Raw genomic sequence first — 19,613 nt, 5'->3', positions numbered from 1 at the left:
GGAGGATTCGAACCTCCGACCGCTCGGTTCGTAGCCGAGTACTCTATCCAGCTGAGCTACGGATGCATCGGGAATTGCTGTTTACTACTGATACTGCGAAGAAGATGGTGCATCCGGGAGGATTACTCGGCTGCGCCTCGCCCTGCGGGCCGTTGCTGAAGCAACGTTATCCTCCCTGGTGCTCGCGATTATCTCACAGACCATGAAACAACAGTTTTGCTGTTATCTCGGAGAATATGGTGCATCCGGGAGGATTCGAACCTCCGACCGCTCGGTTCGTAGCCGAGTACTCTATCCAGCTGAGCTACGGATGCATCAGGAAAACTTACTTACTGCAGATTTGATATCGCTGCTAAAGTGATATCGATTTCCGTAACAACGCTAATGCGTTATTGCAGAGAAGATGGTGCATCCGGGAGGATTCGAACCTCCGACCGCTCGGTTCGTAGCCGAGTACTCTATCCAGCTGAGCTACGGATGCAAATGGCGGTGAGGCGGGGATTCGAACCCCGGATGCAGCTTTTGACCGCATACTCCCTTAGCAGGGGAGCGCCTTCAGCCTCTCGGCCACCTCACCAACACGCCTCTTGCGAGTGCTTCGAAGAACTTGTTTCTGCTCATCGTCGCTGCGTGGCGCACATATTACTTTCTGGGACTTATAAGTCAAACAATTTTTCCAGAGCTTTTATCGTTTGCACATTTCACGCGCAATTAGTCTGCAAAAACGGCAAAAAGAGTGTTTTATCAACAGATAAATTGGCAATTTCCTGAAGCAGTGAACAAACGGAAACTTCGTCGGGAAAGGCATTACGCCCAGTGGAATCGAAAAAATGGGGAGGACGAAGAAGAAAAGAGAAGAAAAAGGGTAACTCAATCAGGTTGCGCCTCACCAGAAAGGTGAGACGCGAAAACCTTAGTAACTGGACTGCTGGGATTTTTCAGCCTGGATACGCTGGTAGATCTCTTCACGATGGACAGAAACTTCTTTCGGGGCGTTTACGCCAATGCGCACCTGGTTGCCCTTCACCCCTAAAACTGTCACGGTGACCTCATCGCCTATCATGAGGGTCTCACCAACTCGACGAGTCAGAATCAGCATTCTTTGCTCCTTGAAAGATTAAAAGAGTCGGGTCTCTCTGTATCCCGGCATTATCCATCATATAACGCCAAAAAGTAAGCGATGACAAACACCTAAGTGTAAGCAGTCACGGCATCACATTCTGTTAAACCTAAGTTTAGCCGATATACACAACTTCAACCTGACTTTATCATTGTCGATAGCGTTGATTCGCATGCCGTAACTTAGGGTTTCGGCATGCGCTGACGCTTATAGTTATTACAGTTTTGCGCTGACCCAGCCTTTCACACTGGCTAACGCTGCAGGCAGAGCCGCTGCATCCGTACCACCGGCTTGCGCCATGTCCGGACGACCGCCACCCTTACCGCCGACCTGCTGAGCGACCATTCCAACCAGTTCCCCTGCTTTCACGCGATCTGTCACGTCCTTAGACACACCCGCAATCAGAGAAACCTTACCTTCCACTACCGTTGCCAGAACGATAACGGTAGACCCCAGTTGATTTTTCAGATCATCAACCATGGTACGCAACATTTTCGGCTCAACGTCCGCGAGTTCACTGACCAGCAGCTTCACACCGTTGATATCAACCGCTTTGCTGGAAAGATTTGCACTCTCCTGCGCCGCAGCCTGTTCCTTCAATTGCTGCAATTCTTTTTCCAGTTGACGTGTACGCTCCAGCACGGAACGAACTTTGTCAGCGATATTCTGGCTATCGCCTTTCAGCAGCTGCGCAACATCGCTTAAGCGATCGCTCTCAGCATGCACGGTTTGTATAGCGCCTTCACCGGTTACCGCTTCGATACGACGAACGCCTGCCGCAGTACCTGACTCGGACACTATGCGGAACAGACCGATATCACCCGTACGGCTGGCGTGAGTACCGCCACACAGTTCAGTAGAGAAATCACCCATGCTCAGAACGCGCACATGGTCGTCATATTTCTCGCCAAACAGCGCCATTGCGCCTTTGGCTTTTGCCGCTTCGAGATCCATGATGTTCGTTTCAATCAGCAAGTTGCGACGGATTTGCGCATTCACCAGATCTTCAACAGCACGGATTTCAGCAGGCTTCATCGCTTCGGTATGAGAGAAGTCGAAGCGCAGTAGTTTATCGTTAACCAGCGAGCCTTTCTGTGCCACATGTGTGCCCAGAACCTGGCGCAGCGCCGCGTGCATCAGATGCGTTGCGGAGTGGTTCAGGCGAATACGCGCACGACGTGCTTCATCCACATCAGCCTGTACTGCATCACCAATTTTCAGAGAACCCGCAGACAGCTTGCCAATGTGACCAATGGCCTGGCCATATTTCTGTGTGTCGCTAACGGCAAACGCAAAACCTGCGCCTTTCAGTTCACCCTTATCGCCAACCTGACCACCAGACTCCGCATAGAACGGCGTCTGATCCAGTACGACAACAGCGTCCTGACCTGCGTTAATTGCGTCTACCGCTTTACCATCAACAAACAGCGCGGTGACTTTGCCGTTCAGTTCCAGGTGCTCGTAGCCTTTAAATTCAGAGGCGCCATCAACACGAATCATTGCATTGTAGTCTGCGCCAAAACCGCTGGCTTCACGTGCGCGACGGCGCTGTTCTTCCATTGCAGCTTCAAAGCCAGCTTCATCAACCTTGATGTTACGCTCGCGGCAAACGTCTGCCGTCAGGTCAACCGGGAAACCGTAAGTGTCATACAGACGGAATGCGGTTTCGCCGTCCAGCGTATCGCCAGACAGTTTTGCCAGTTCTTCATCCAGCAGCGCCAGACCACGCTCCAGAGTACGTGCAAACTGCTCTTCTTCGGTTTTCAGAACCTGCTCAACCATAGCCTGCTGACGCTTCAGTTCTTCACCTGCAGAGCCCATGACGTCCACCAACGGACCAACCAGCTTGTAGAAGAAGGTATCCTTCGCGCCCAGCATGTTGCCATGACGTACCGCGCGACGAATGATACGGCGCAACACATAGCCACGGTTTTCATTCGACGGCACAACGCCATCGGCAATCAGGAACGCACAGGAACGGATATGGTCGGCGATAACGCGCAGCGACTTGTTGCTCAGATCGGTCGCGCCGGTGACTTTCGCCACGGACTCAATCAGTGAACGGAACAGGTCGATTTCATAGTTGGAGTTAACGTGTTGCAGCACAGCCGCAATACGCTCCAGACCCATACCGGTATCCACGGACGGTTTCGGCAGCGGTTCCATGGTGCCGTCAGCCTGACGGTTGAACTGCATGAAGACGATGTTCCAAATCTCAATGTAGCGATCGCCATCTTCTTCTGCGCTTCCCGGAGGCCCACCCCAGATATGGTCGCCGTGGTCGTAGAAAATTTCGGTGCATGGACCGCAAGGACCGGTATCACCCATCTGCCAGAAGTTGTCGGAAGCATAAGCCGCACCTTTGTTATCACCGATGCGGATGATACGTTCGCGCGGAATACCGACTTCTTTTTCCCAGATTTCATAGGCTTCATCGTCAGTTTCATAGACGGTGACCCACAGACGCTCTTTTGGCAGGGCAAACCAGTTTTCACCGGTCAGCAGTTCCCATGCATATTGAATAGCATCGTGTTTGAAGTAATCGCCGAAGCTGAAGTTGCCCAGCATTTCGAAGAAAGTGTGGTGACGTGCAGTGTAACCGACGTTTTCCAGGTCATTGTGCTTACCACCCGCACGTACACAACGCTGCGAGGTGGTTGCGCGGGAATAATTACGCTTGTCGAGGCCAAGGAAAACATCCTTGAACTGGTTCATCCCGGCGTTGGTAAACAACAAAGTAGGGTCATTGTTCGGTACCAGGGAGCTGCTGGCAACTACCTGGTGTCCTTTACTATGGAAAAAATCGAGAAACGCCTGACGGATCTCAGCGGTGCTCTTGCTCATAATTATCCTGAAGAAATCAAGCTAACGAAATGTCATTACCAGCATCGGCAAGCAAACTGCGCCTCTGGCAATCGAAAAGTGGGAATAAGATAAGTTTTCTTTACTGGGAAGTAAAATCCCGTATGCGGTCAATCGTCAAAATTTCGCCATATTGCCTGAATATCTTCCATCAGATAGCCGCGATAGAGCAAAAAACGCTGGACCTTTACCTTATCTGAAAAATCGACAGGTAAAGGTTCACCGTACTTCCGAATGGCCTGCTCACGCGCAAGCACTGCCCAGTCAATTTCGCACTCACGCATGGCCCGCTCGATAGCTTCACGCGTGATCCCTTTTTGGTTTAATTCCTGGCGCACCCGGGCAGGTCCATAACCTTTGCGGCTACGGCTGGCGATAAACTGCTGCACGAAGCGATCATCATCCAGATAACGACTTTCAATACACCATGCGATGACCTTGTCGTAATCCTCCGGCGTGGCATCAATTTCTTCTGGTCCATTTTTCCCCATCACCGGAGCGGCCAGCTTGCGCCGCAGTTCCTGCTCGCTGTGATCGCGCATCGCCAGAATACGTACGGCGCGGTCAAGCAGTCGGGAATAAGCGGAACGGCGGGAGGTTGCTTCTGTCATAGTAAACCTTCAGAAATGAAAAAGGGCTGCATGATATGCAGCCCTTTACTATATGCGATTCAAAACATGCGATTCAAAACATGCGATTCAAAACAGATTATCAGAAATCTTCGTTCGTTTCTTTTACGTCTTCGCCGCTGTCATCAACGGAGAAATCTGGCGTTGAATCCTGGTTATTGAGCAGTAGCTCACGTAATTTCTTCTCAATTTCTTTCGCAGTTGCCGGGTTTTCTTTCAGCCAGTTGGTCGCATTCGCTTTACCCTGACCGATTTTCTCACCGTTGTAGCTGTACCATGCACCAGCTTTTTCAATCAGCTTCTCTTTCACGCCCAGGTCAACCAGTTCGCCGTAGAAGTTGATGCCTTCACCGTAAAGGATTTGGAATTCAGCCTGTTTGAACGGCGCTGCAATTTTATTTTTCACAACCTTAACGCGGGTTTCGCTGCCAACCACGTTGTCACCTTCTTTCACCGCACCAATACGACGGATATCCAGACGAACAGACGCATAGAATTTCAGGGCGTTACCACCGGTGGTGGTTTCCGGGTTACCGAACATAACGCCAATCTTCATACGGATCTGGTTGATGAAAATCAGCAGCGTGTTGGACTGCTTCAGGTTACCGGCCAGCTTACGCATTGCCTGGCTCATCATACGCGCCGCAAGGCCCATGTGAGAGTCGCCAATCTCGCCTTCGATTTCTGCCTTCGGCGTCAATGCGGCAACGGAGTCGACAACGATAACGTCAACCGCACCGGAGCGCGCCAGCGCATCACAGATTTCCAGCGCTTGCTCACCGGTATCCGGCTGAGAACACAGCAGGTTATCGATATCAACGCCAAGCTTACGGGCATAGACCGGGTCCAGTGCGTGTTCTGCATCGATAAATGCACAGGTTTTACCTTCACGCTGCGCAGCGGCAATAACCTGCAGGGTCAGCGTTGTTTTACCGGAGGATTCAGGCCCGTAGATTTCGACGATACGGCCCATTGGCAAACCGCCCGCGCCCAATGCGATATCCAGAGAAAGCGAACCGGTGGAGATAGTTTCCACATCCATGGAACGGTCTTCACCCAAGCGCATGATGGAGCCTTTACCGAATTGCTTTTCGATCTGACCCAGCGCTGCCGCCAACGCTTTCTGTTTGTTTTCGTCGATAGCCATTAATTACTCCTGTCATGCCGCTTTCGGGTTAAACCGCGAAACGTGATAGATAATGTTCTGTTGAGGCAATTATACTGTATGCTCATACAGTATCAAGTATTTTGTAGAAATTGTTGCCACAGGGTTTGTAACGCGTAGGCGGTCGCCTGTCGACGGACCGCATCGCGATCGCCGCTAAAGCATTCCCGGCGGGTAATCCCCTCGCCGCTCGCGCTGGCAAAGGCAAACCATACCGTTCCCACGGGTTTTTCTTCGCTACCGCCATCCGGCCCCGCAATACCGCTTATCGAAACAGCGAAATGCGCGCGGGCGGCTTTTAACGCGCCTATCGCCATCTCCACCACCACAGGCTCACTCACCGCGCCATGCTGGGCCAGCGTCTCTTCGCGCACGCCAATCATCTGCGCTTTGGCTTCATTGCTGTAGGTCACAAACCCACGTTCAAACCAGGCGGAGCTTCCGGCAATATCCGTAATCGCTTTGGCTACCCAGCCGCCGGTGCAGGATTCCGCCGTCGTCATGGTTGCCCCGCGCGCTTTCAGCGCCAGGCCAACCTGCTCGCTTAACTGCATCAGTTCACTGTCGGTCATTTCAGCCTCTGTCAGTTAAAAAAATATGCCGGACAAGATAGCACTTTCATGACCAATGTGGGGATGGGGAGAACGTTTTACGAGGGGGATTCCAAAAATTGCTCCGTTACACAAATAAGACCTGCCGGATGGCGATGCCAGGACATCTTATCCGGCCTACCAGAGATATCTTCCGGTAGGCCGGTGGAGCGATTACTGTACGCGCGCCAGCGCCACCGCCTGACCTAACTGCCAGACTGCCATCGCGTAATGCGTGCTGTGGTTATAGCGGGTAATCGTGTAGAAGTTCGGCAGTCCGTACCAGTACTGATAACCCGTGCCAATATCCAGGCGCAGCAGGCTGGCCTGCTGATGATTCCCCAACGACTGCTGCGGCGTCAGACCCGCGGCAGCAAGCTGAGAAATGCTGTACTGGGTTTTAAAGCCGTTCGCAAGCCCAGGTGCCTGACCATTTGCCGGAACCGCGACCGTATCGCCTTTCACCCAGCCGTGGCCCTTGAAGTAGTTCGCCACACTACCGATGGCATCAACCGGATCCCACAGGTTAATGTGTCCATCGCCATTGAAATCAACGGCATATTGTTTATAGGAAGACGGCATAAACTGGCCGTATCCCATTGCCCCCGCGAAAGAACCTTTCAAATCGAGCGGATCGTCGCTTTCATCTCGCGCCATCAGCAGGAAGGTTTCCAGTTCACCAGAGAAGTATTCCGCACGACGAGGATAGTTAAACGACAACGTCGCCAGCGCATCCAGAATCCGCGTTTTACCCATCACGCGGCCCCAGCGAGTCTCTACACCAATAATACCGACAATAATTTCCGGCGGAACTCCGTAGACCTGCCACGCACGGTTCAGCGCATCTTCATATTGATTCCAGAAAGCCACGCCGTTTTGCACGTTGTCAGGTGTGATGAACTGTTTGCGATAGCGCAGCCATGCGCCGTTAGGTCCGGCTGGCGGTTGAGTCGTCGGTGCCTGGCGGTCCATCAAACGCAATACCGAGTCCAGACGCTTGGCCTGCGACAGGATCTCCTGCAGCTGCTGGCGGTCAAAGCCGTGCTTGTTCACCATTTTCTCGATGAACTGCTGCGCGTTCGGATTATTGGCAAAATCGCCGCCCGTTTGCATGACGTTGTGCTGTGGCTCAAGCAGGAAGCCGCCGGATGGCGCACCCGTAGTCGTTTGAGTCTCTGAAGGTTTAGGTTTGCTGCTACAGGCAGCGAGCAGTACGAAAAGGGGGAGTAACGCTACATAACGACGCTTGAACATGAGACATCCATTAAACAAATTCAGCCTGGGAGAAGTATGGTAAAGCATCCTCCGCCATACAAGGAAGCGGTAGTCGCTCTCCTTCACAGAATTTACATCCCCTTTCATCTCTGACCATCACATTTGCGAGCTTTCACGCAAAAACTTTCAAATTAAAATATTTATCTTTTATTTTGAGATCAAAATAACACTTTTATATCTTTCAATCTGATTAAAATCAGCCACCGTTTGGCAAGATAACTAAAAATCCCTACAGGAGAGAATAATGATCGACACCATCACACTCGGTGCTGAGTGGTTTATCGGGCTGTTCCAGAAAGGCGGAGAAGTGTTTACCGGCATGGTGACCGGTATTCTGCCCCTGCTGATCAGTCTGCTGGTCATCATGAATGCGCTGATTAACTTTATCGGTCAGCAGCGCATTGAACGTTTTGCCCAGCGTTGCGCCGGAAACCCGCTGTCCCGCTATTTGCTACTGCCGTGCATCGGCACATTTGTATTTTGTAACCCAATGACGCTGAGTCTGGGTCGCTTTATGCCAGAAAAATACAAGCCCAGTTACTACGCCGCCGCGTCTTACAGTTGCCATTCCATGAACGGCTTATTCCCGCACATCAACCCCGGCGAACTGTTTGTCTATCTGGGGATCGCCAGCGGACTGACCACGCTGGGGCTTCCGCTTGGCCCACTGGCGGTGAGCTATTTACTGGTCGGTCTGGTGACCAACTTCTTCCGTGGCTGGGTGACCGATTTCACCACCACTATCTTCGAGAAAAAAATGGGCATTCAACTTGAGCAGAAGGTACATCTGGCGGGAGCAACATCATGACACGTATTCGTATTGAAAAAGGCACCGGCGGCTGGGGTGGCCCGCTTGAACTGGATGCCGTTCCGGGCAAGAAAATTGTCTATATCACCGCAGGAACTCGCCCCGCGATCGTCGACAGGATAGCAAGCCTGACCGGCTGGCAGGCCGTTGATGGCTTCAAAGAGGGCGAGCCGCCGGAGAGCGAAATTGGTGTGGCGATCATCGACTGCGGCGGCACGCTGCGCTGTGGGATCTACCCTAAACGCCGTATACCGACGGTGAATATTCACGCTACGGGTAAATCCGGCCCACTGGCTCAGTACATTGTCGAAGATATCTATGTCTCTGGCGTAAAAGAAGAAAATATTACTGTTGTCGGCGAAGCGTCCGCCACGCCAACGCCCGCAAGCAGCAGCATGGGACGCGATTACGACACCAGCAAGAAAATTACCGAGCAAAGTGATGGTCTGTTGGCAAAAGTGGGGATGGGCATGGGTTCAGCCGTTGCGGTTCTGTTCCAGGCCGGGCGCGACACCATCGATACCGTCCTGAAAACTATTTTGCCATTTATGGCGTTCGTCTCAGCACTGATCGGCATCATTATGGCTTCGGGTCTGGGGGACTGGATTGCCCATGGACTTGCACCACTGGCCAGCCATCCGCTGGGATTGGTCACTCTGGCACTTATCTGCTCTTTCCCACTGCTGTCGCCTTTCCTCGGCCCCGGTGCGGTTATCGCCCAGGTTATCGGCGTGCTAATCGGTGTACAGATTGGTTTGGGGAATATTCCCCCACATCTGGCGCTACCAGCCCTGTTCGCCATTAACGCCCAGGCCGCATGTGACTTTATTCCTGTCGGGTTGTCGCTGGCCGAAGCGCGTCAGGACACGGTCCGCGTCGGCGTGCCATCCGTTCTGGTGAGCCGCTTTCTGACCGGCGCGCCAACCGTTCTCATCGCCTGGTTTGTTTCCGGCTTTATTTACCAATAAGAGGCACTCAAAAATGACCGTGATTTATCAAACCACCATCACCCGTATCGGCCAGAGCGCCCCGGATGCATTGTGCGACCAGATGCTGATTACCTTTCGTGAAGGCGCGCCCGCGGATATCGAGGAGTTTTGCTTCATTCATTGCCACGGCGAGCTGAACGGTTCGTTGCAAGCTGGGATCCAGTTTGAACTAGGCCAGCATCACTACCCGGTCACCGCCGTTGGCAGCGTGGCGGAACAAAACTTACGTGAACTCGGGCATATCACTCTGCGCTTTGACGGACTGAGTGAAGCGGAATTCCCCGGTACCGTACACGTTGCAGGTCCCGTACCGGACGGTATCGCGCCGGGCTGTATTTTGAAGTTTGTTGCTTAAGATTGAAGGAGATAAAGATGAATCAGGTTGCCGTTGTCATTGGTGGAGGCCAGACCCTTGGGGCATTCCTTTGCCGTGGGCTTGCGACAGAAGGATACCGCGTCGCGGTGGTGGATATTCAAAGCGATAAAGCCGCCAACGTGGCGCAAGAAATTAACGCCGAGTTTGGCGAAGGTACAGCCTACGGTTTTGGCGCAGATGCCACCAGCGAACAGAGCGTGCTGGCGCTGTCGCGCGGAGTGGATGAAATATTCGGTCGTGTTGATCTGCTGGTTTACAGCGCGGGTATCGCTAAAGCCGCGTTTATCAGCGACTTTCAGCTTGGGGATTTCGACCGCTCGCTGCAGGTCAATCTGGTTGGCTACTTCCTCTGTGCACGTGAATTCTCACGCCTGATGATCCGCGATGGCGTGCAGGGACGCATTATCCAGATCAACTCCAAATCAGGGAAAGTGGGCAGCAAACACAATTCAGGCTACAGCGCGGCAAAATTTGGCGGCGTGGGCTTAACCCAGTCACTGGCGCTGGATCTGGCGGAATACGGCATTACCGTGCATTCACTGATGCTCGGCAATCTGCTGAAATCACCGATGTTCCAGTCGTTATTACCGCAATATGCAACCAAACTTGGCCTTAAGCCAGATGAAGTTGAGCAGTACTACATTGATAAGGTTCCGCTTAAGCGCGGCTGCGATTATCAGGACGTGCTAAACATGCTGCTGTTTTACGCCAGTCCGAAAGCCTCTTACTGCACCGGGCAGTCCATCAACGTCACCGGCGGTCAGGTGATGTTTTAATGTTGAATTGCCGGATGGCGTCTGCGCTTATCCGGCAAAATCAAAGGAGTAGATAATGGTTTCCGCACTGATTACCGTCGCTGCTATCGCCTGGTGTCTGCAACTGGCGCTTGGTGGCTGGCAAATATCCCGCTTTAACCGGGCGTTTGATAGGCTTTGCCAACAGGGTCGGGTTGGTGTTGGTCGCTCCGGTGGGCGTTTTAAGCCGCGCGTGGTAGTGGCCATCGCGCTGAATGAGCAGCAGCGAGTTACAGACACGTTATTTATGAAAGGTCTTACGGTATTCGCCAGACCCGGCAAAATTGCCACGATAACCGGCAAACATCTTGATGATTTACAGCCTGATGTGATCTTTCCCCATGATCCGTTAGCACAGAATGCACTATCATTGGCGCTTAAACTGAAACATGGGTAATTTCGTTGTGAATGCTAATAGCTTGCGAAATTATCATTTTGCAACCTATACCCCAAATAATTCGAGTTGCAGGAAGACCAACGCACATGCAGCTTGAAGTATGACGGGTAAATACATAAGTCAGGGTAATCACGCCTATGAAACCTCGTCAGCGTCAGGCTGCCATATTGGAGCACCTGCAAAAGCAGGGAAAATGCTCGGTTGAAGAACTGGCCCACTACTTTGACACGACTGGCACGACCATTCGCAAAGACCTGGTCATTCTGGAGAACGCCGGAACCGTCATTCGTACCTATGGCGGCGTGGTATTAAATAAAGACGAATCCGATCCGCCAATCGATCACAAAACGCTAATTAATACGCATAAAAAAGAGCAGATTGCCGAAGCTGCCGTCCGTTTTATACACGATGGAGACTCTATTATCCTGGATGCGGGCAGCACCGTACTGCAGATGGTGCCGATGCTCACGCGCTTTAGCAATATCACCGTCATGACCAACAGTCTGCACATTGTTAACGCCCTTTCGGAGCTGGACAACGAGCAAACCATCCTGATGCCGGGCGGGACCTTTCGCAAAAAATCTGCGTCATTTCACGGTCAGCTGGCAGAAAACGCCTTTGAGCAGTTCAGCTTTGATAAACTCTTCATGGGCACCGACGGCATTGACCTCAATGCCGGCGTGACCACTTTTAATGAGGTGTTTAGCGTCAGTAAAGCGATGTGTAATGCCGCTCGCGAAGTGATTCTGATGGCTGACTCGTCAAAATTTGGGCGCAAAAGCCCTAATGTTGTATGCAGTCTGGAAAGCGTCGACAAGCTGATTACCGATGCAGGTATCGACCCTGCATTTCGTCAGGCGCTGGAAGCAAAAGGGATTGAAGTGATCATAACCGGAGAAACCAATGAGTGATGCACTACTGAACGCGGGCCGTCAGACGTTAATGCTGGAACTACAGGAAGCCAGCCGTTTGCCTGAGCGACTGGGCGATGATTTTGTCCGCGCCGCCAATACTATCATCCACTGTGAAGGCAAAGTCATTGTCTCCGGTATTGGTAAATCAGGTCATATTGGCAAAAAAATTGCGGCGACCCTCGCCAGTACCGGCACGCCTGCCTTTTTTGTGCATCCGGCGGAAGCGCTGCACGGTGACTTAGGGATGATCGAAAGCCGTGATGTCATGCTGTTTATCTCCTACTCCGGCGGTGCGAAAGAGCTGGATCTCATCATTCCGCGCCTGGAAGACAAATCCGTCGCCCTGCTGGCAATGACCGGAAAACCGACCTCACCGTTGGGCCTGGCCGCCAAAGCCGTGCTGGATATTTCCGTTGAGCGCGAAGCCTGTCCGATGCGCCTGGCACCGACGTCCAGTACCGTAAATACGTTGATGATGGGCGATGCGCTGGCAATCGCCGTAATGCAGGCGCGCGGCTTTAACGAGGAAGATTTTGCCCGCTCGCATCCGGCAGGTGCGCTGGGCGCTCGTCTGTTAAATAAAGTGCATCATCTGATGCGCCGTGACGATGCCATCCCGCAGGTGACGCTTACCACCAGCGTCATGGACGCGATGCTGGAGCTCAGCCGCACGGGTCTTGGCCTGGTCGCTGTCTGCGACGACCAGTCACTGGTGAAAGGGGTCTTTACCGACGGCGACCTGCGCCGCTGGCTGGTTGGCGGCGGAGCGCTCACCACTCAGGTTAGCGAAGCAATGACCCAGAATGGCATTACACTGCAGGCGCAGAGCCGCGCGATTGACGCCAAAGAGATCCTGATGAAGCGCAAAATCACTGCCGCACCGGTGGTCGATGAAAACGGTAAACTCACCGGTGCTATCAACCTGCAGGATTTCTATCAGGCCGGTATTATCTAATCCTTCAACCCCAGACGCTTCGCCAGCCGGTGCAGGTTGGCGACGTCTGTTTCCAGCGCCCGCGCACTTGCCGCCCAACTATGGTTATTTTGTGCCAGCGCCCGGCGGATCATCTCCCGCTGGAACGACGCTGTTGCTTCACGCAGGTTGTGATGCTGTGGGATCTCCGCAACAACTTCCGCCGCCGGTGTTACTGTCGCTTCATCCTGCAGGGCAAAATGCTGCGCCTCCAGCACCACTTCATCCCCTGCTCTGGTCGCCCTTGCCAGAACCACCGCGCGGTGAATGGCATGTTCCAGCTCGCGCACATTCCCGGGCCAGGCGTAGCTCAACAGATGACTACGCGCACCGGGGCTTAACACCACGCGGGACAGTCCCAGCCGCAGCCGACATTGCTCGCAAAAATAGCCTGCCAGCAGCACCACGTCTTCACCGCGTTCACGAAGAGGCGGTACCGAAAGGGGAAAGACGCTCAGCCGGTGGAACAAATCCGCACGGAAATTACCGGCCAACACCTCTTCGCGTAAATCACGGTTCGTCGCCGCCAGCACTCGCACATCCACGCGCAAGCTGCGATCGTCACCCACGCGCTGAATATCACCGTACTGCAATACGCGCAGCAGCTTAGCCTGTAGCGCCAGCGAGAGTTCGCCTATCTCGTCGAGAAATAGCGTTCCATTGTCGGCCATTTCAAACTTACCGCTACGATTGCTGATAGCCCCGGTAAACGCGCCTTTTACGTGACCAAACAGTTCGCTTTCGGCAACGCTTTCCGGCAACGCCGCGCAGTTCAGATACACCAGTGGATTCACCGCGCGCGGTGAACCTTCATGGATAGCTTTAGCCACCAGCTCCTTCCCGGTCCCTGTTTCGCCGCTAATCAGCACGTTGAGATCGGACCCCGCCACAATCTCAATCTCTTTTTTCAACTGCATCATATTGGGCGACAGGCCAATCATCTGGGTTTCCGTCACCTGCTCGAAAGCCGTCGACGAACCTGGCAGCATATTCTGGCTTTCCAGCTGTTCAATCAGCAACGCATTGCTCAATGCGCCAGCCGCCAGCGCGGCAATCAGCCTAAGCTCCTCATCGCTGAAAACATCGAACTGATCAGGCTCCATGCCATCCAGGGTTAACGCACCAATCAAATTTTGACCGGCGAACAACGGCAGCCCAATACAGGCATGCACCTTCAGACTCTCCTGCCCCGGAATCAGACCATCATACGGATCTGGCAAATCGCTGTCGGCAGGGAAACGAACCACGTCCCCGGCGCGGGCAATCGCCTCCAGACGCGGATGCCCTTCCAGAGTAAAGCGTCTGCCGAGAACATCCTGCGCCAGCCCATCGATCGCCAGCGGAATAAACTGTCGCGACTCGTAGCGCAGCAGTGCCGACGCGTCGCACTCCAGCACCTGACGCAAGGTGGTTATCAGTCGTTGAAAACGGTCCTGATGCCCAATACCGCTTTGTAATTCAATGGCGATCCCCGCCAGCACGTCTACGGAAAAGCTCATGGCTACCTCATTGTCATTTTGACAATTCATATTGTCATATTGACAATAAAACATATAGTCATTTTGACTACCACCTTATAGGTGGTTAAACAACTAATCCTTTAAAATCAAACAAATAAAAAGTTGGCACGCAACCTGCAATTAGCAAAACATCTTTTTTGAAAAACGCTGAATTAATTGAGGTTGTTATGTCTATTCTGGTTAAAAATAACATTCATTGGGTTGGCCAACGTGACTGGGAAGTGCGTGATTTCCACGGAACTGAATACAAAACGCTGCGCGGCAGCAGCTACAACAGCTATCTCATCCGTGAAGAAAAAAATGTTCTGATTGATACAGTAGACCACAAGTTTAGTCGTGAATTCGTGCAGAACCTGCGCAGTGAAATTGACCTCGCGGATATCGACTACATCATCATTAACCACGCTGAAGAAGACCATGCCGGGGCGCTGACCGAGCTGATGTCCTGCATCCCGGACACGCCGATTTACTGCACCGCCAACGCCATTGACTCTATCAACGGGCACCACCATCACCCGGAATGGAACTTTAACGTAGTGAAAACCGGTGATTCGCTGGACATTGGTAACGGCAAGCAGCTGATCTTCGTTGAAACGCCGATGCTGCACTGGCCGGACAGTATGATGACCTACATGACCGGCGATGCGGTGCTGTTCAGTAACGACGCCTTCGGTCAGCACTACTGCGACGAACGTCTGTTTAACGACGAAGTTGACCAGACTGAACTGTTCGAACAGTGCCAGCGTTACTACGCCAACATCCTGACGCCATTCAGCCGTCTGGTTACACCGAAAATTACTGAGATCCTCGGCTTCAACCTGCCGGTCGATATGATTGCCACTTCCCATGGCGTGGTATGGCGCGACAACCCGACACAAATCGTTGAGCTGTACCTGAAATGGGCGGCGGATTATCAGGAAGACCGCATCACCATTTTCTACGACACCATGTCCAACAACACCCGCATGATGGCGGACGCGATTGCCCAGGGCATCAACGAAGTCGACCCGAACGTGGCGGTAAAAATCTTTAACGTCGCCCGCAGCGACAAAAACGAAGTTTTGACCAACGTCTTCCGCTCTAAAGGCGTGCTGGTCGGGACTTCCACAATGAACAACGTGATGATGCCGAAAATCGCCGGTCTGGTGGAAGAGATGACCGGCCTGCGTTTTCGTAACAAGCGTGCCAGCGCCTTTGGTTCACACGGCTGGAGCGGCGGTGCAGTAGACCGTTTGTCCACGCGTTTGCAGGATGCAGGTTTCGAGATGTCACTGAGCCTGAAAGCGAAATGGCGTCCGGACCTGGATGCACTGGAACTGTGCCGCCAGCACGGCCGTGAAATCGCGCGTCAGTGGGCGCTGGCTCCATTGCCGGAAACAACCGTGAAAGCCGTCGCCCAGGAAGAAGCCGGTGCATGTGCCGCTGCGGCTGCGGCTGCCGCCGATCTTGGTCCAAGCATGCAGTGCAGCGTGTGCCAGTGGATTTACGATCCGGCGAAAGGCGAACCGTTGCAGGACGTTGCACCGGGTACGCCATGGAGCGAAGTTCCGGACAACTTCCTGTGCCCGGAATGCTCACTAGGTAAAGACGTCTTCGACGTACTGGCAACGGAAGCAAAATGAGTCACGGCATTGTCATCATTGGTTCGGGCTTCGCCGCCCGCCAGTTAGTCAAAAATATCCGTAAGCAGGATGCGAATGTTCCGCTGACCTTGATTGCCGCGGACAGCATGGATGAGTACAACAAGCCCGATCTCAGCCATGTTATCAGTCAGTCGCAGCGTGCAGACGACCTCACCCGCCAGTCGGCGGGGGAGTTTGCCGAACAGTTTAATTTGCGCCTGTTCCCACATACCTGGGTAACCGACATCAACGCCGATGCCCACGTAGTGAAAAGTCAGGACAAGCAGTGGCAGTACGACAAGCTGGTGCTGGCGACGGGCGCTTCAGCCTTTGTACCACCGGTTACCGGACGTGAGTTAATGCTCACGTTGAACAGCCAACAAGAGTATCGCGCTTGTGAAACGCATCTGCGTGACGCCCAGCGGGTGCTGATTGTCGGCGGCGGCTTGATTGGTAGTGAACTGGCGATGGATTTTTGTCGTGCCGGTAAAGCGGTAACGCTTATCGACAACGCCGCCAGCATTCTGGCTTCGCTGATGCCGCCGGAAGTCAGCAGTCGCTTACAGCATCGTCTGACCGATATGGGCGTACACCTGCTGCTGAAATCACAGCTTCAGAGTCTGGAGAAAACCAGCACCGGTATTCGCGCCACGCTCGATCGTAGCCGCAACGTAGAAGTCGATGCGGTGATTGCCGCCACCGGCCTGCGCCCGGAAACCGCACTGGCGCGTCGCGCCGGATTGAACATCAATCGTGGTGTCTGCGTCGACAGCTACCTGCAAACCAGCCACCCGGACATTTATGCTCTCGGCGACTGTGCAGAGATTAACGGTCAGGTGCTCCCGTTCCTGCAGCCGATTCAGCTGAGCGCCATGTATCTGGCGAAAAACCTGCTCGGCGGCAATGCGCCATTGAAACTGCCAGCCATGCTGGTAAAAGTCAAAACGCCAGAACTGCCTTTACATTTGGCCGGGGAAACCCAGCGCCGCGATCTGAACTGGCACATCGCCGCCGAAGCACAGGGAATGGTCGCCAGAGGGATGAACGATGAAGGCCAGCTGTGTGCGTTTGTCGTCAGTGAAGACCGCATGAAAGAGGCCTTTGCGCTGCTGAAAACGTTGCCCGTGTAAGTCTGTGATGCCGGATGGCGCCGCTTCGCGTCTTATCCGGCCTATGACTTTGCCCGGCAACGCTGCTACTGATTTATTAACCTCACACACATGGATGTGCGTTGCCACTTGTCGGTATGCCCCGACATGTTTTTCTTGCCCCGCCAGTCCCGGGGCTTTTTTTATTTTTGCATCAACACCCGCGCCGCGGCAATCACGCCCTGCCCCAATGACAACCCGCCGTCGCCCGCCGGTAAACGCTGCGGGAACAGTAAGGTAAAATCACGCAGATAAATCGCCAGCCGGGATGACAGCAAGCGGTTATGCATCACGCCACCACTGAATACTAACGTTTTAATTCCGCGCGCTTCGGCCTGCTCACGCATCAGCGTGGCAAAACCACACGCCAGCGCGTCGTGAAACGCCCACGCTCTTTCTGCAGGGGCGGTCTGCCAGGTCAGCCATTGCTGCCAAAAAATTGCTAAGTCCAGTTGATTGCCATTAAGCGGCACCGTAACAGGGTGATCAACACCTGCACACTGCGATGCCAGCGCCTCCAGCGCACAGGCCGCCTCACCTTCATAACTCAACGATTCCGGCGCACAATGCAACGCGGCGGCAACCGCATCAAACAGTCGTCCGCACGACGATGCCAGCGGGGCATTGATTCCCCGCTCGATGGCGCGCGCCAGTACGTTCCAGTTTTGATGCTGTAGCCCCGATGTTTCTGGGTAACGCTGCCAGTCAGGAACAAAACGCAGGCACTGCGCGAGCAGATTGCGCCATGGCTGTTTTGCCGCTAAATCGCCGCCCGCCAGCGCTACCGCCGGTAAGCCGCCAAGGTGTTCGCATTCACGATAGTTGACCCGCAGACATTCGCCGCCCCACAGCTCGCCATTTTCCCCCATGCCGATACCGTCCAGCGTCAGAGCAATCACATCGCCGCCATCGAGCGGCCAGCCGTGCTCGGCAAGACATGCAGCGGCATGAGCATGGTGATGCAATACCGTTTCGGTTGGCAGATTCATTTCGCTGGCCCACTGGCTGGAAACATAGCCAGGGTGGGCATCATGCACGATACGCTGTGGCGTAAAATCATAAATATTCTGGATCAGGCGTAGCGCATCACGCCACTGCTGCTGAATGCCGTCATCGCTGAGATCGCCTAAATGCTGGCTGATAACCGCCTGTTCGCCACGCACCAGGCAGAAGGTATTTTTCAGATCCGCGCCTAAGCACAGCATCGGCGGCACGTCGCGAAATCCTGGCGGCAGCGCGACCGCATCCGGCACGTAACCCCGGGAACGACGCAGCATTTCCCCACTGTCACGCACCACGGAGTCATCCATCCGCTGCACAATTTCGCGGTTATGCAGCAGGAAACCATCAGCAATCGCACTTAAATCTTCCAGCGCCTGGGCGTTGGTAATGGCCGGAGGCCTGCCGCTGAGGTTGCCGGAGGTCATCACCAGTGGACAATTCATCTCTTGTAAGAGCAAATGCTGCAACGGATTCGCGGGCAGCATAACTCCAACCTCCGTTAACCCTGGCGCAATGCCCTCGCTCAATGCAGCGACATAGCGTTTCTGCACCAGCACGATCGGTGCGGCGGGGGTTGTGAGTAAACGACGCGCGGGTTCAGGCAGTCCGTCATCACCTGGCAGCATTACCGCCAGCGGTTTCGCCGGACGGTGTTTACGCAGCCTGAGCAGCGCGACGGCGTCATCATTGCGCGCATCGCACACCAGATGAAACCCACCAATGCCTTTAACCGCCACAATACCGCCGGCTTTCAGTCGCGATACCGCCGCCTGCAGCGCCTCTTCTTTCTCCGCCCGCTCATCCGTGCTGAACCACTCAAGATGAGGGCCGCACGCCGGACAGGCAACGGGCTGGGCATGGAAGCGACGATCATACGGGTCACGATACTCTTTGTCGCATTGCGCACAGAGTGGGAACGACGCCATCACGGTGAACGGGCGGTCATAGGGCATGGCGCGGATAATCGTAAAGCGTGGACCACAGTGGGTGCAGTTGATAAAGGGGTATCGGTAGCGACGTTCGCCGGGGGTATTCATTTCAACAAGGCATTCGGGACAAGTCGCGGCATCCGGAACGATTTGCGTATTCATCGTACCGCCAGCACTTTGACGAATCGAGAAATCGGCAGGCTGCTGCGTCCAGGCGATTGCTTCGCTCTCAACGCTGTCAATGCGCGCCAGCGGTGGGCAGTGTTGATGTAACTGCGCAATAAATTCCGCCGGATCTTCCTGTAAACGCACAACCACACCATCACCGTCGTTACACACATCGCCATGCAGTTGTAACCGCTGCGCCAGTTGCCAGACGTAGGGGCGAAATCCGACGCCCTGTACTTTGCCGCGAATACGCAACTGTACGCCGGAGAGGGTGTTTATTGTCATTAGATTATTCCCGCAGTCATCAATCCCGGTTAGCCTGATGGCGCGAT

General features: G+C 53.9%; 17 protein-coding genes and 4 tRNA genes (1 of these 21 cut by a window edge). 9 read left to right on the top strand and 12 right to left on the bottom strand.

Features of this window, described 5'->3' with window-relative positions:
- The 10 genes from OGV71_RS24820 to mltB form a co-directional block, all read right to left on the bottom strand.
- Window positions 1-66, bottom strand: a tRNA-Arg gene (locus OGV71_RS24820) (it extends 77 nt beyond the left edge of the window).
- Window positions 67-237: 171 nt separating this feature from the next.
- Window positions 238-314, bottom strand: a tRNA-Arg gene (locus tag OGV71_RS24815).
- 90 nt (window positions 315-404) lie between these two features.
- Window positions 405-481 (bottom strand) — tRNA-Arg (locus OGV71_RS24810).
- Window positions 482-484: 3 nt separating this feature from the next.
- Window positions 485-577: transfer RNA gene (locus OGV71_RS24805), tRNA-Ser, on the bottom strand.
- 336 nt (window positions 578-913) lie between these two features.
- The gene (csrA, locus tag OGV71_RS24800; protein ID WP_000906486.1) at window positions 914-1,099 is read right to left on the bottom strand and encodes a carbon storage regulator CsrA; all 186 of its coding nucleotides are present in this window, start codon (window positions 1,097-1,099) and stop codon (window positions 914-916) included.
- Between the two features lie 237 nt (window positions 1,100-1,336).
- Window positions 1,337-3,964 carry an alanine--tRNA ligase gene (alaS, locus tag OGV71_RS24795; RefSeq protein WP_087879298.1) on the bottom strand — a complete coding sequence of 876 codons (2,628 nt, stop codon included), beginning with the start codon at window positions 3,962-3,964 and terminating at the stop codon, window positions 1,337-1,339.
- A 128-nt stretch (window positions 3,965-4,092) separates the two neighbouring features.
- Complete coding sequence (gene recX, locus OGV71_RS24790; protein ID WP_003037326.1) at window positions 4,093-4,593, bottom strand: recombination regulator RecX; 501 nt, start codon at window positions 4,591-4,593, stop codon at window positions 4,093-4,095.
- A gap of 100 nt (window positions 4,594-4,693) precedes the next feature.
- Window positions 4,694-5,758 (bottom strand): recombinase RecA, encoded by a 1,065-nt coding sequence (gene recA, locus OGV71_RS24785; protein ID WP_003037330.1) that lies wholly within the window; start codon window positions 5,756-5,758, stop codon window positions 4,694-4,696.
- Between the two features lie 92 nt (window positions 5,759-5,850).
- A complete protein-coding gene (gene pncC, locus OGV71_RS24780) occupies window positions 5,851-6,348 on the bottom strand; it encodes a nicotinamide-nucleotide amidase (protein WP_048218485.1) in 498 nt (165 codons plus the stop codon).
- Window positions 6,349-6,540: 192 nt separating this feature from the next.
- Window positions 6,541-7,620, bottom strand: a complete 1,080-nt coding sequence (gene mltB / locus OGV71_RS24775; RefSeq protein WP_003037336.1) for a lytic murein transglycosylase B — start codon at window positions 7,618-7,620, stop codon at window positions 6,541-6,543.
- 265 nt (window positions 7,621-7,885) lie between these two features.
- Between mltB and srlA the strand changes: the two genes are divergently transcribed.
- From srlA to gutQ, 7 genes are all read left to right on the top strand, one after another.
- Complete coding sequence (gene srlA, locus OGV71_RS24770) at window positions 7,886-8,449, top strand: PTS glucitol/sorbitol transporter subunit IIC (protein WP_003037339.1); 564 nt, start codon at window positions 7,886-7,888, stop codon at window positions 8,447-8,449.
- Window positions 8,446-9,417, top strand: a complete 972-nt coding sequence (gene srlE, locus OGV71_RS24765; protein WP_003840246.1) for a PTS glucitol/sorbitol transporter subunit IIB — start codon at window positions 8,446-8,448, stop codon at window positions 9,415-9,417. Before srlA ends, srlE begins: the two co-directional genes overlap by 4 nt.
- Before the next feature lie 13 nt (window positions 9,418-9,430).
- Entirely contained in the window at window positions 9,431-9,793 is a 363-nt protein-coding gene (gene srlB, locus OGV71_RS24760) for a PTS glucitol/sorbitol transporter subunit IIA (protein ID WP_003846051.1), read from the top strand.
- 17 nt (window positions 9,794-9,810) lie between these two features.
- Window positions 9,811-10,590: a sorbitol-6-phosphate dehydrogenase gene (gene srlD / locus OGV71_RS24755; protein WP_003037345.1), complete on the top strand. Its 780-nt coding sequence runs from the start codon at window positions 9,811-9,813 to the stop codon at window positions 10,588-10,590.
- 55 nt (window positions 10,591-10,645) lie between these two features.
- Window positions 10,646-11,005: a transcriptional regulator GutM gene (gene gutM / locus OGV71_RS24750; RefSeq protein WP_003037348.1), complete on the top strand. Its 360-nt coding sequence runs from the start codon at window positions 10,646-10,648 to the stop codon at window positions 11,003-11,005.
- Between the two features lie 137 nt (window positions 11,006-11,142).
- The gene (gene srlR / locus OGV71_RS24745) at window positions 11,143-11,916 is read left to right on the top strand and encodes a glucitol operon DNA-binding transcriptional repressor SrlR (RefSeq protein WP_003037350.1); all 774 of its coding nucleotides are present in this window, start codon (window positions 11,143-11,145) and stop codon (window positions 11,914-11,916) included.
- Window positions 11,909-12,874 (top strand): arabinose-5-phosphate isomerase GutQ, encoded by a 966-nt coding sequence (gene gutQ / locus OGV71_RS24740; protein WP_003037353.1) that lies wholly within the window; start codon window positions 11,909-11,911, stop codon window positions 12,872-12,874. The genes srlR and gutQ overlap by 8 nt, the downstream gene beginning before the upstream one ends.
- Here the strand turns inward: gutQ and norR are convergent.
- The gene (gene norR / locus OGV71_RS24735) at window positions 12,871-14,391 is read right to left on the bottom strand and encodes a nitric oxide reductase transcriptional regulator NorR (protein ID WP_204583328.1); all 1,521 of its coding nucleotides are present in this window, start codon (window positions 14,389-14,391) and stop codon (window positions 12,871-12,873) included. The genes gutQ and norR overlap by 4 nt on opposite strands.
- Before the next feature lie 188 nt (window positions 14,392-14,579).
- On the opposite strand from norR, the gene norV reads away from it, so the two are divergent.
- Window positions 14,580-16,034 carry an anaerobic nitric oxide reductase flavorubredoxin gene (gene norV / locus OGV71_RS24730; RefSeq protein ID WP_286534168.1) on the top strand — a complete coding sequence of 485 codons (1,455 nt, stop codon included), beginning with the start codon at window positions 14,580-14,582 and terminating at the stop codon, window positions 16,032-16,034.
- On the top strand, window positions 16,031-17,164 hold the full coding sequence (norW, locus tag OGV71_RS24725) for an NADH:flavorubredoxin reductase NorW (protein WP_204583326.1): 1,134 nt from the start codon (window positions 16,031-16,033) through the stop codon (window positions 17,162-17,164). Before norV ends, norW begins: the two co-directional genes overlap by 4 nt.
- 161 nt (window positions 17,165-17,325) lie before the next feature.
- On the opposite strand, the gene hypF is transcribed toward norW, so the two are convergent.
- Complete coding sequence (hypF, locus tag OGV71_RS24720; protein ID WP_204583325.1) at window positions 17,326-19,566, bottom strand: carbamoyltransferase HypF; 2,241 nt, start codon at window positions 19,564-19,566, stop codon at window positions 17,326-17,328.
- Between the last annotated feature and the right edge of the window lie 47 nt (window positions 19,567-19,613).

It is taken from the genome of Citrobacter sp. Cf088 (genome assembly GCF_030334295.1).
Taxonomy (GTDB): domain Bacteria; phylum Pseudomonadota; class Gammaproteobacteria; order Enterobacterales; family Enterobacteriaceae; genus Citrobacter; species Citrobacter freundii.
This window is presented reverse-complemented; position numbering and strand designations above follow the sequence as displayed.

Excerpts from the sequence above, each read along its gene's own strand:
- csrA (WP_000906486.1), bottom strand. The coding sequence starts at position 1,099 with ATGCTGATTCTGACTCGTCGAGTTGGTGAGACCCTCATGATAGGCGAT.
- alaS (WP_087879298.1), bottom strand. The coding sequence starts at position 3,964 with ATGAGCAAGAGCACCGCTGAGATCCGTCAGGCGTTTCTCGATTTTTTC.
- recX (WP_003037326.1), bottom strand. The coding sequence starts at position 4,593 with ATGACAGAAGCAACCTCCCGCCGTTCCGCTTATTCCCGACTGCTTGAC.
- recA (WP_003037330.1), bottom strand. The coding sequence starts at position 5,758 with ATGGCTATCGACGAAAACAAACAGAAAGCGTTGGCGGCAGCGCTGGGT.
- pncC (WP_048218485.1), bottom strand. The coding sequence starts at position 6,348 with ATGACCGACAGTGAACTGATGCAGTTAAGCGAGCAGGTTGGCCTGGCG.
- mltB (WP_003037336.1), bottom strand. The coding sequence starts at position 7,620 with ATGTTCAAGCGTCGTTATGTAGCGTTACTCCCCCTTTTCGTACTGCTC.
- srlA (WP_003037339.1), top strand. The coding sequence starts at position 7,886 with ATGATCGACACCATCACACTCGGTGCTGAGTGGTTTATCGGGCTGTTC.
- srlE (WP_003840246.1), top strand. The coding sequence starts at position 8,446 with ATGACACGTATTCGTATTGAAAAAGGCACCGGCGGCTGGGGTGGCCCG.
- srlB (WP_003846051.1), top strand. The coding sequence starts at position 9,431 with ATGACCGTGATTTATCAAACCACCATCACCCGTATCGGCCAGAGCGCC.
- srlD (WP_003037345.1), top strand. The coding sequence starts at position 9,811 with ATGAATCAGGTTGCCGTTGTCATTGGTGGAGGCCAGACCCTTGGGGCA.
- gutM (WP_003037348.1), top strand. The coding sequence starts at position 10,646 with ATGGTTTCCGCACTGATTACCGTCGCTGCTATCGCCTGGTGTCTGCAA.
- srlR (WP_003037350.1), top strand. The coding sequence starts at position 11,143 with ATGAAACCTCGTCAGCGTCAGGCTGCCATATTGGAGCACCTGCAAAAG.
- gutQ (WP_003037353.1), top strand. The coding sequence starts at position 11,909 with ATGAGTGATGCACTACTGAACGCGGGCCGTCAGACGTTAATGCTGGAA.
- norR (WP_204583328.1), bottom strand. The coding sequence starts at position 14,391 with ATGAGCTTTTCCGTAGACGTGCTGGCGGGGATCGCCATTGAATTACAA.
- norV (WP_286534168.1), top strand. The coding sequence starts at position 14,580 with ATGTCTATTCTGGTTAAAAATAACATTCATTGGGTTGGCCAACGTGAC.
- norW (WP_204583326.1), top strand. The coding sequence starts at position 16,031 with ATGAGTCACGGCATTGTCATCATTGGTTCGGGCTTCGCCGCCCGCCAG.
- hypF (WP_204583325.1), bottom strand. The coding sequence starts at position 19,566 with ATGACAATAAACACCCTCTCCGGCGTACAGTTGCGTATTCGCGGCAAA.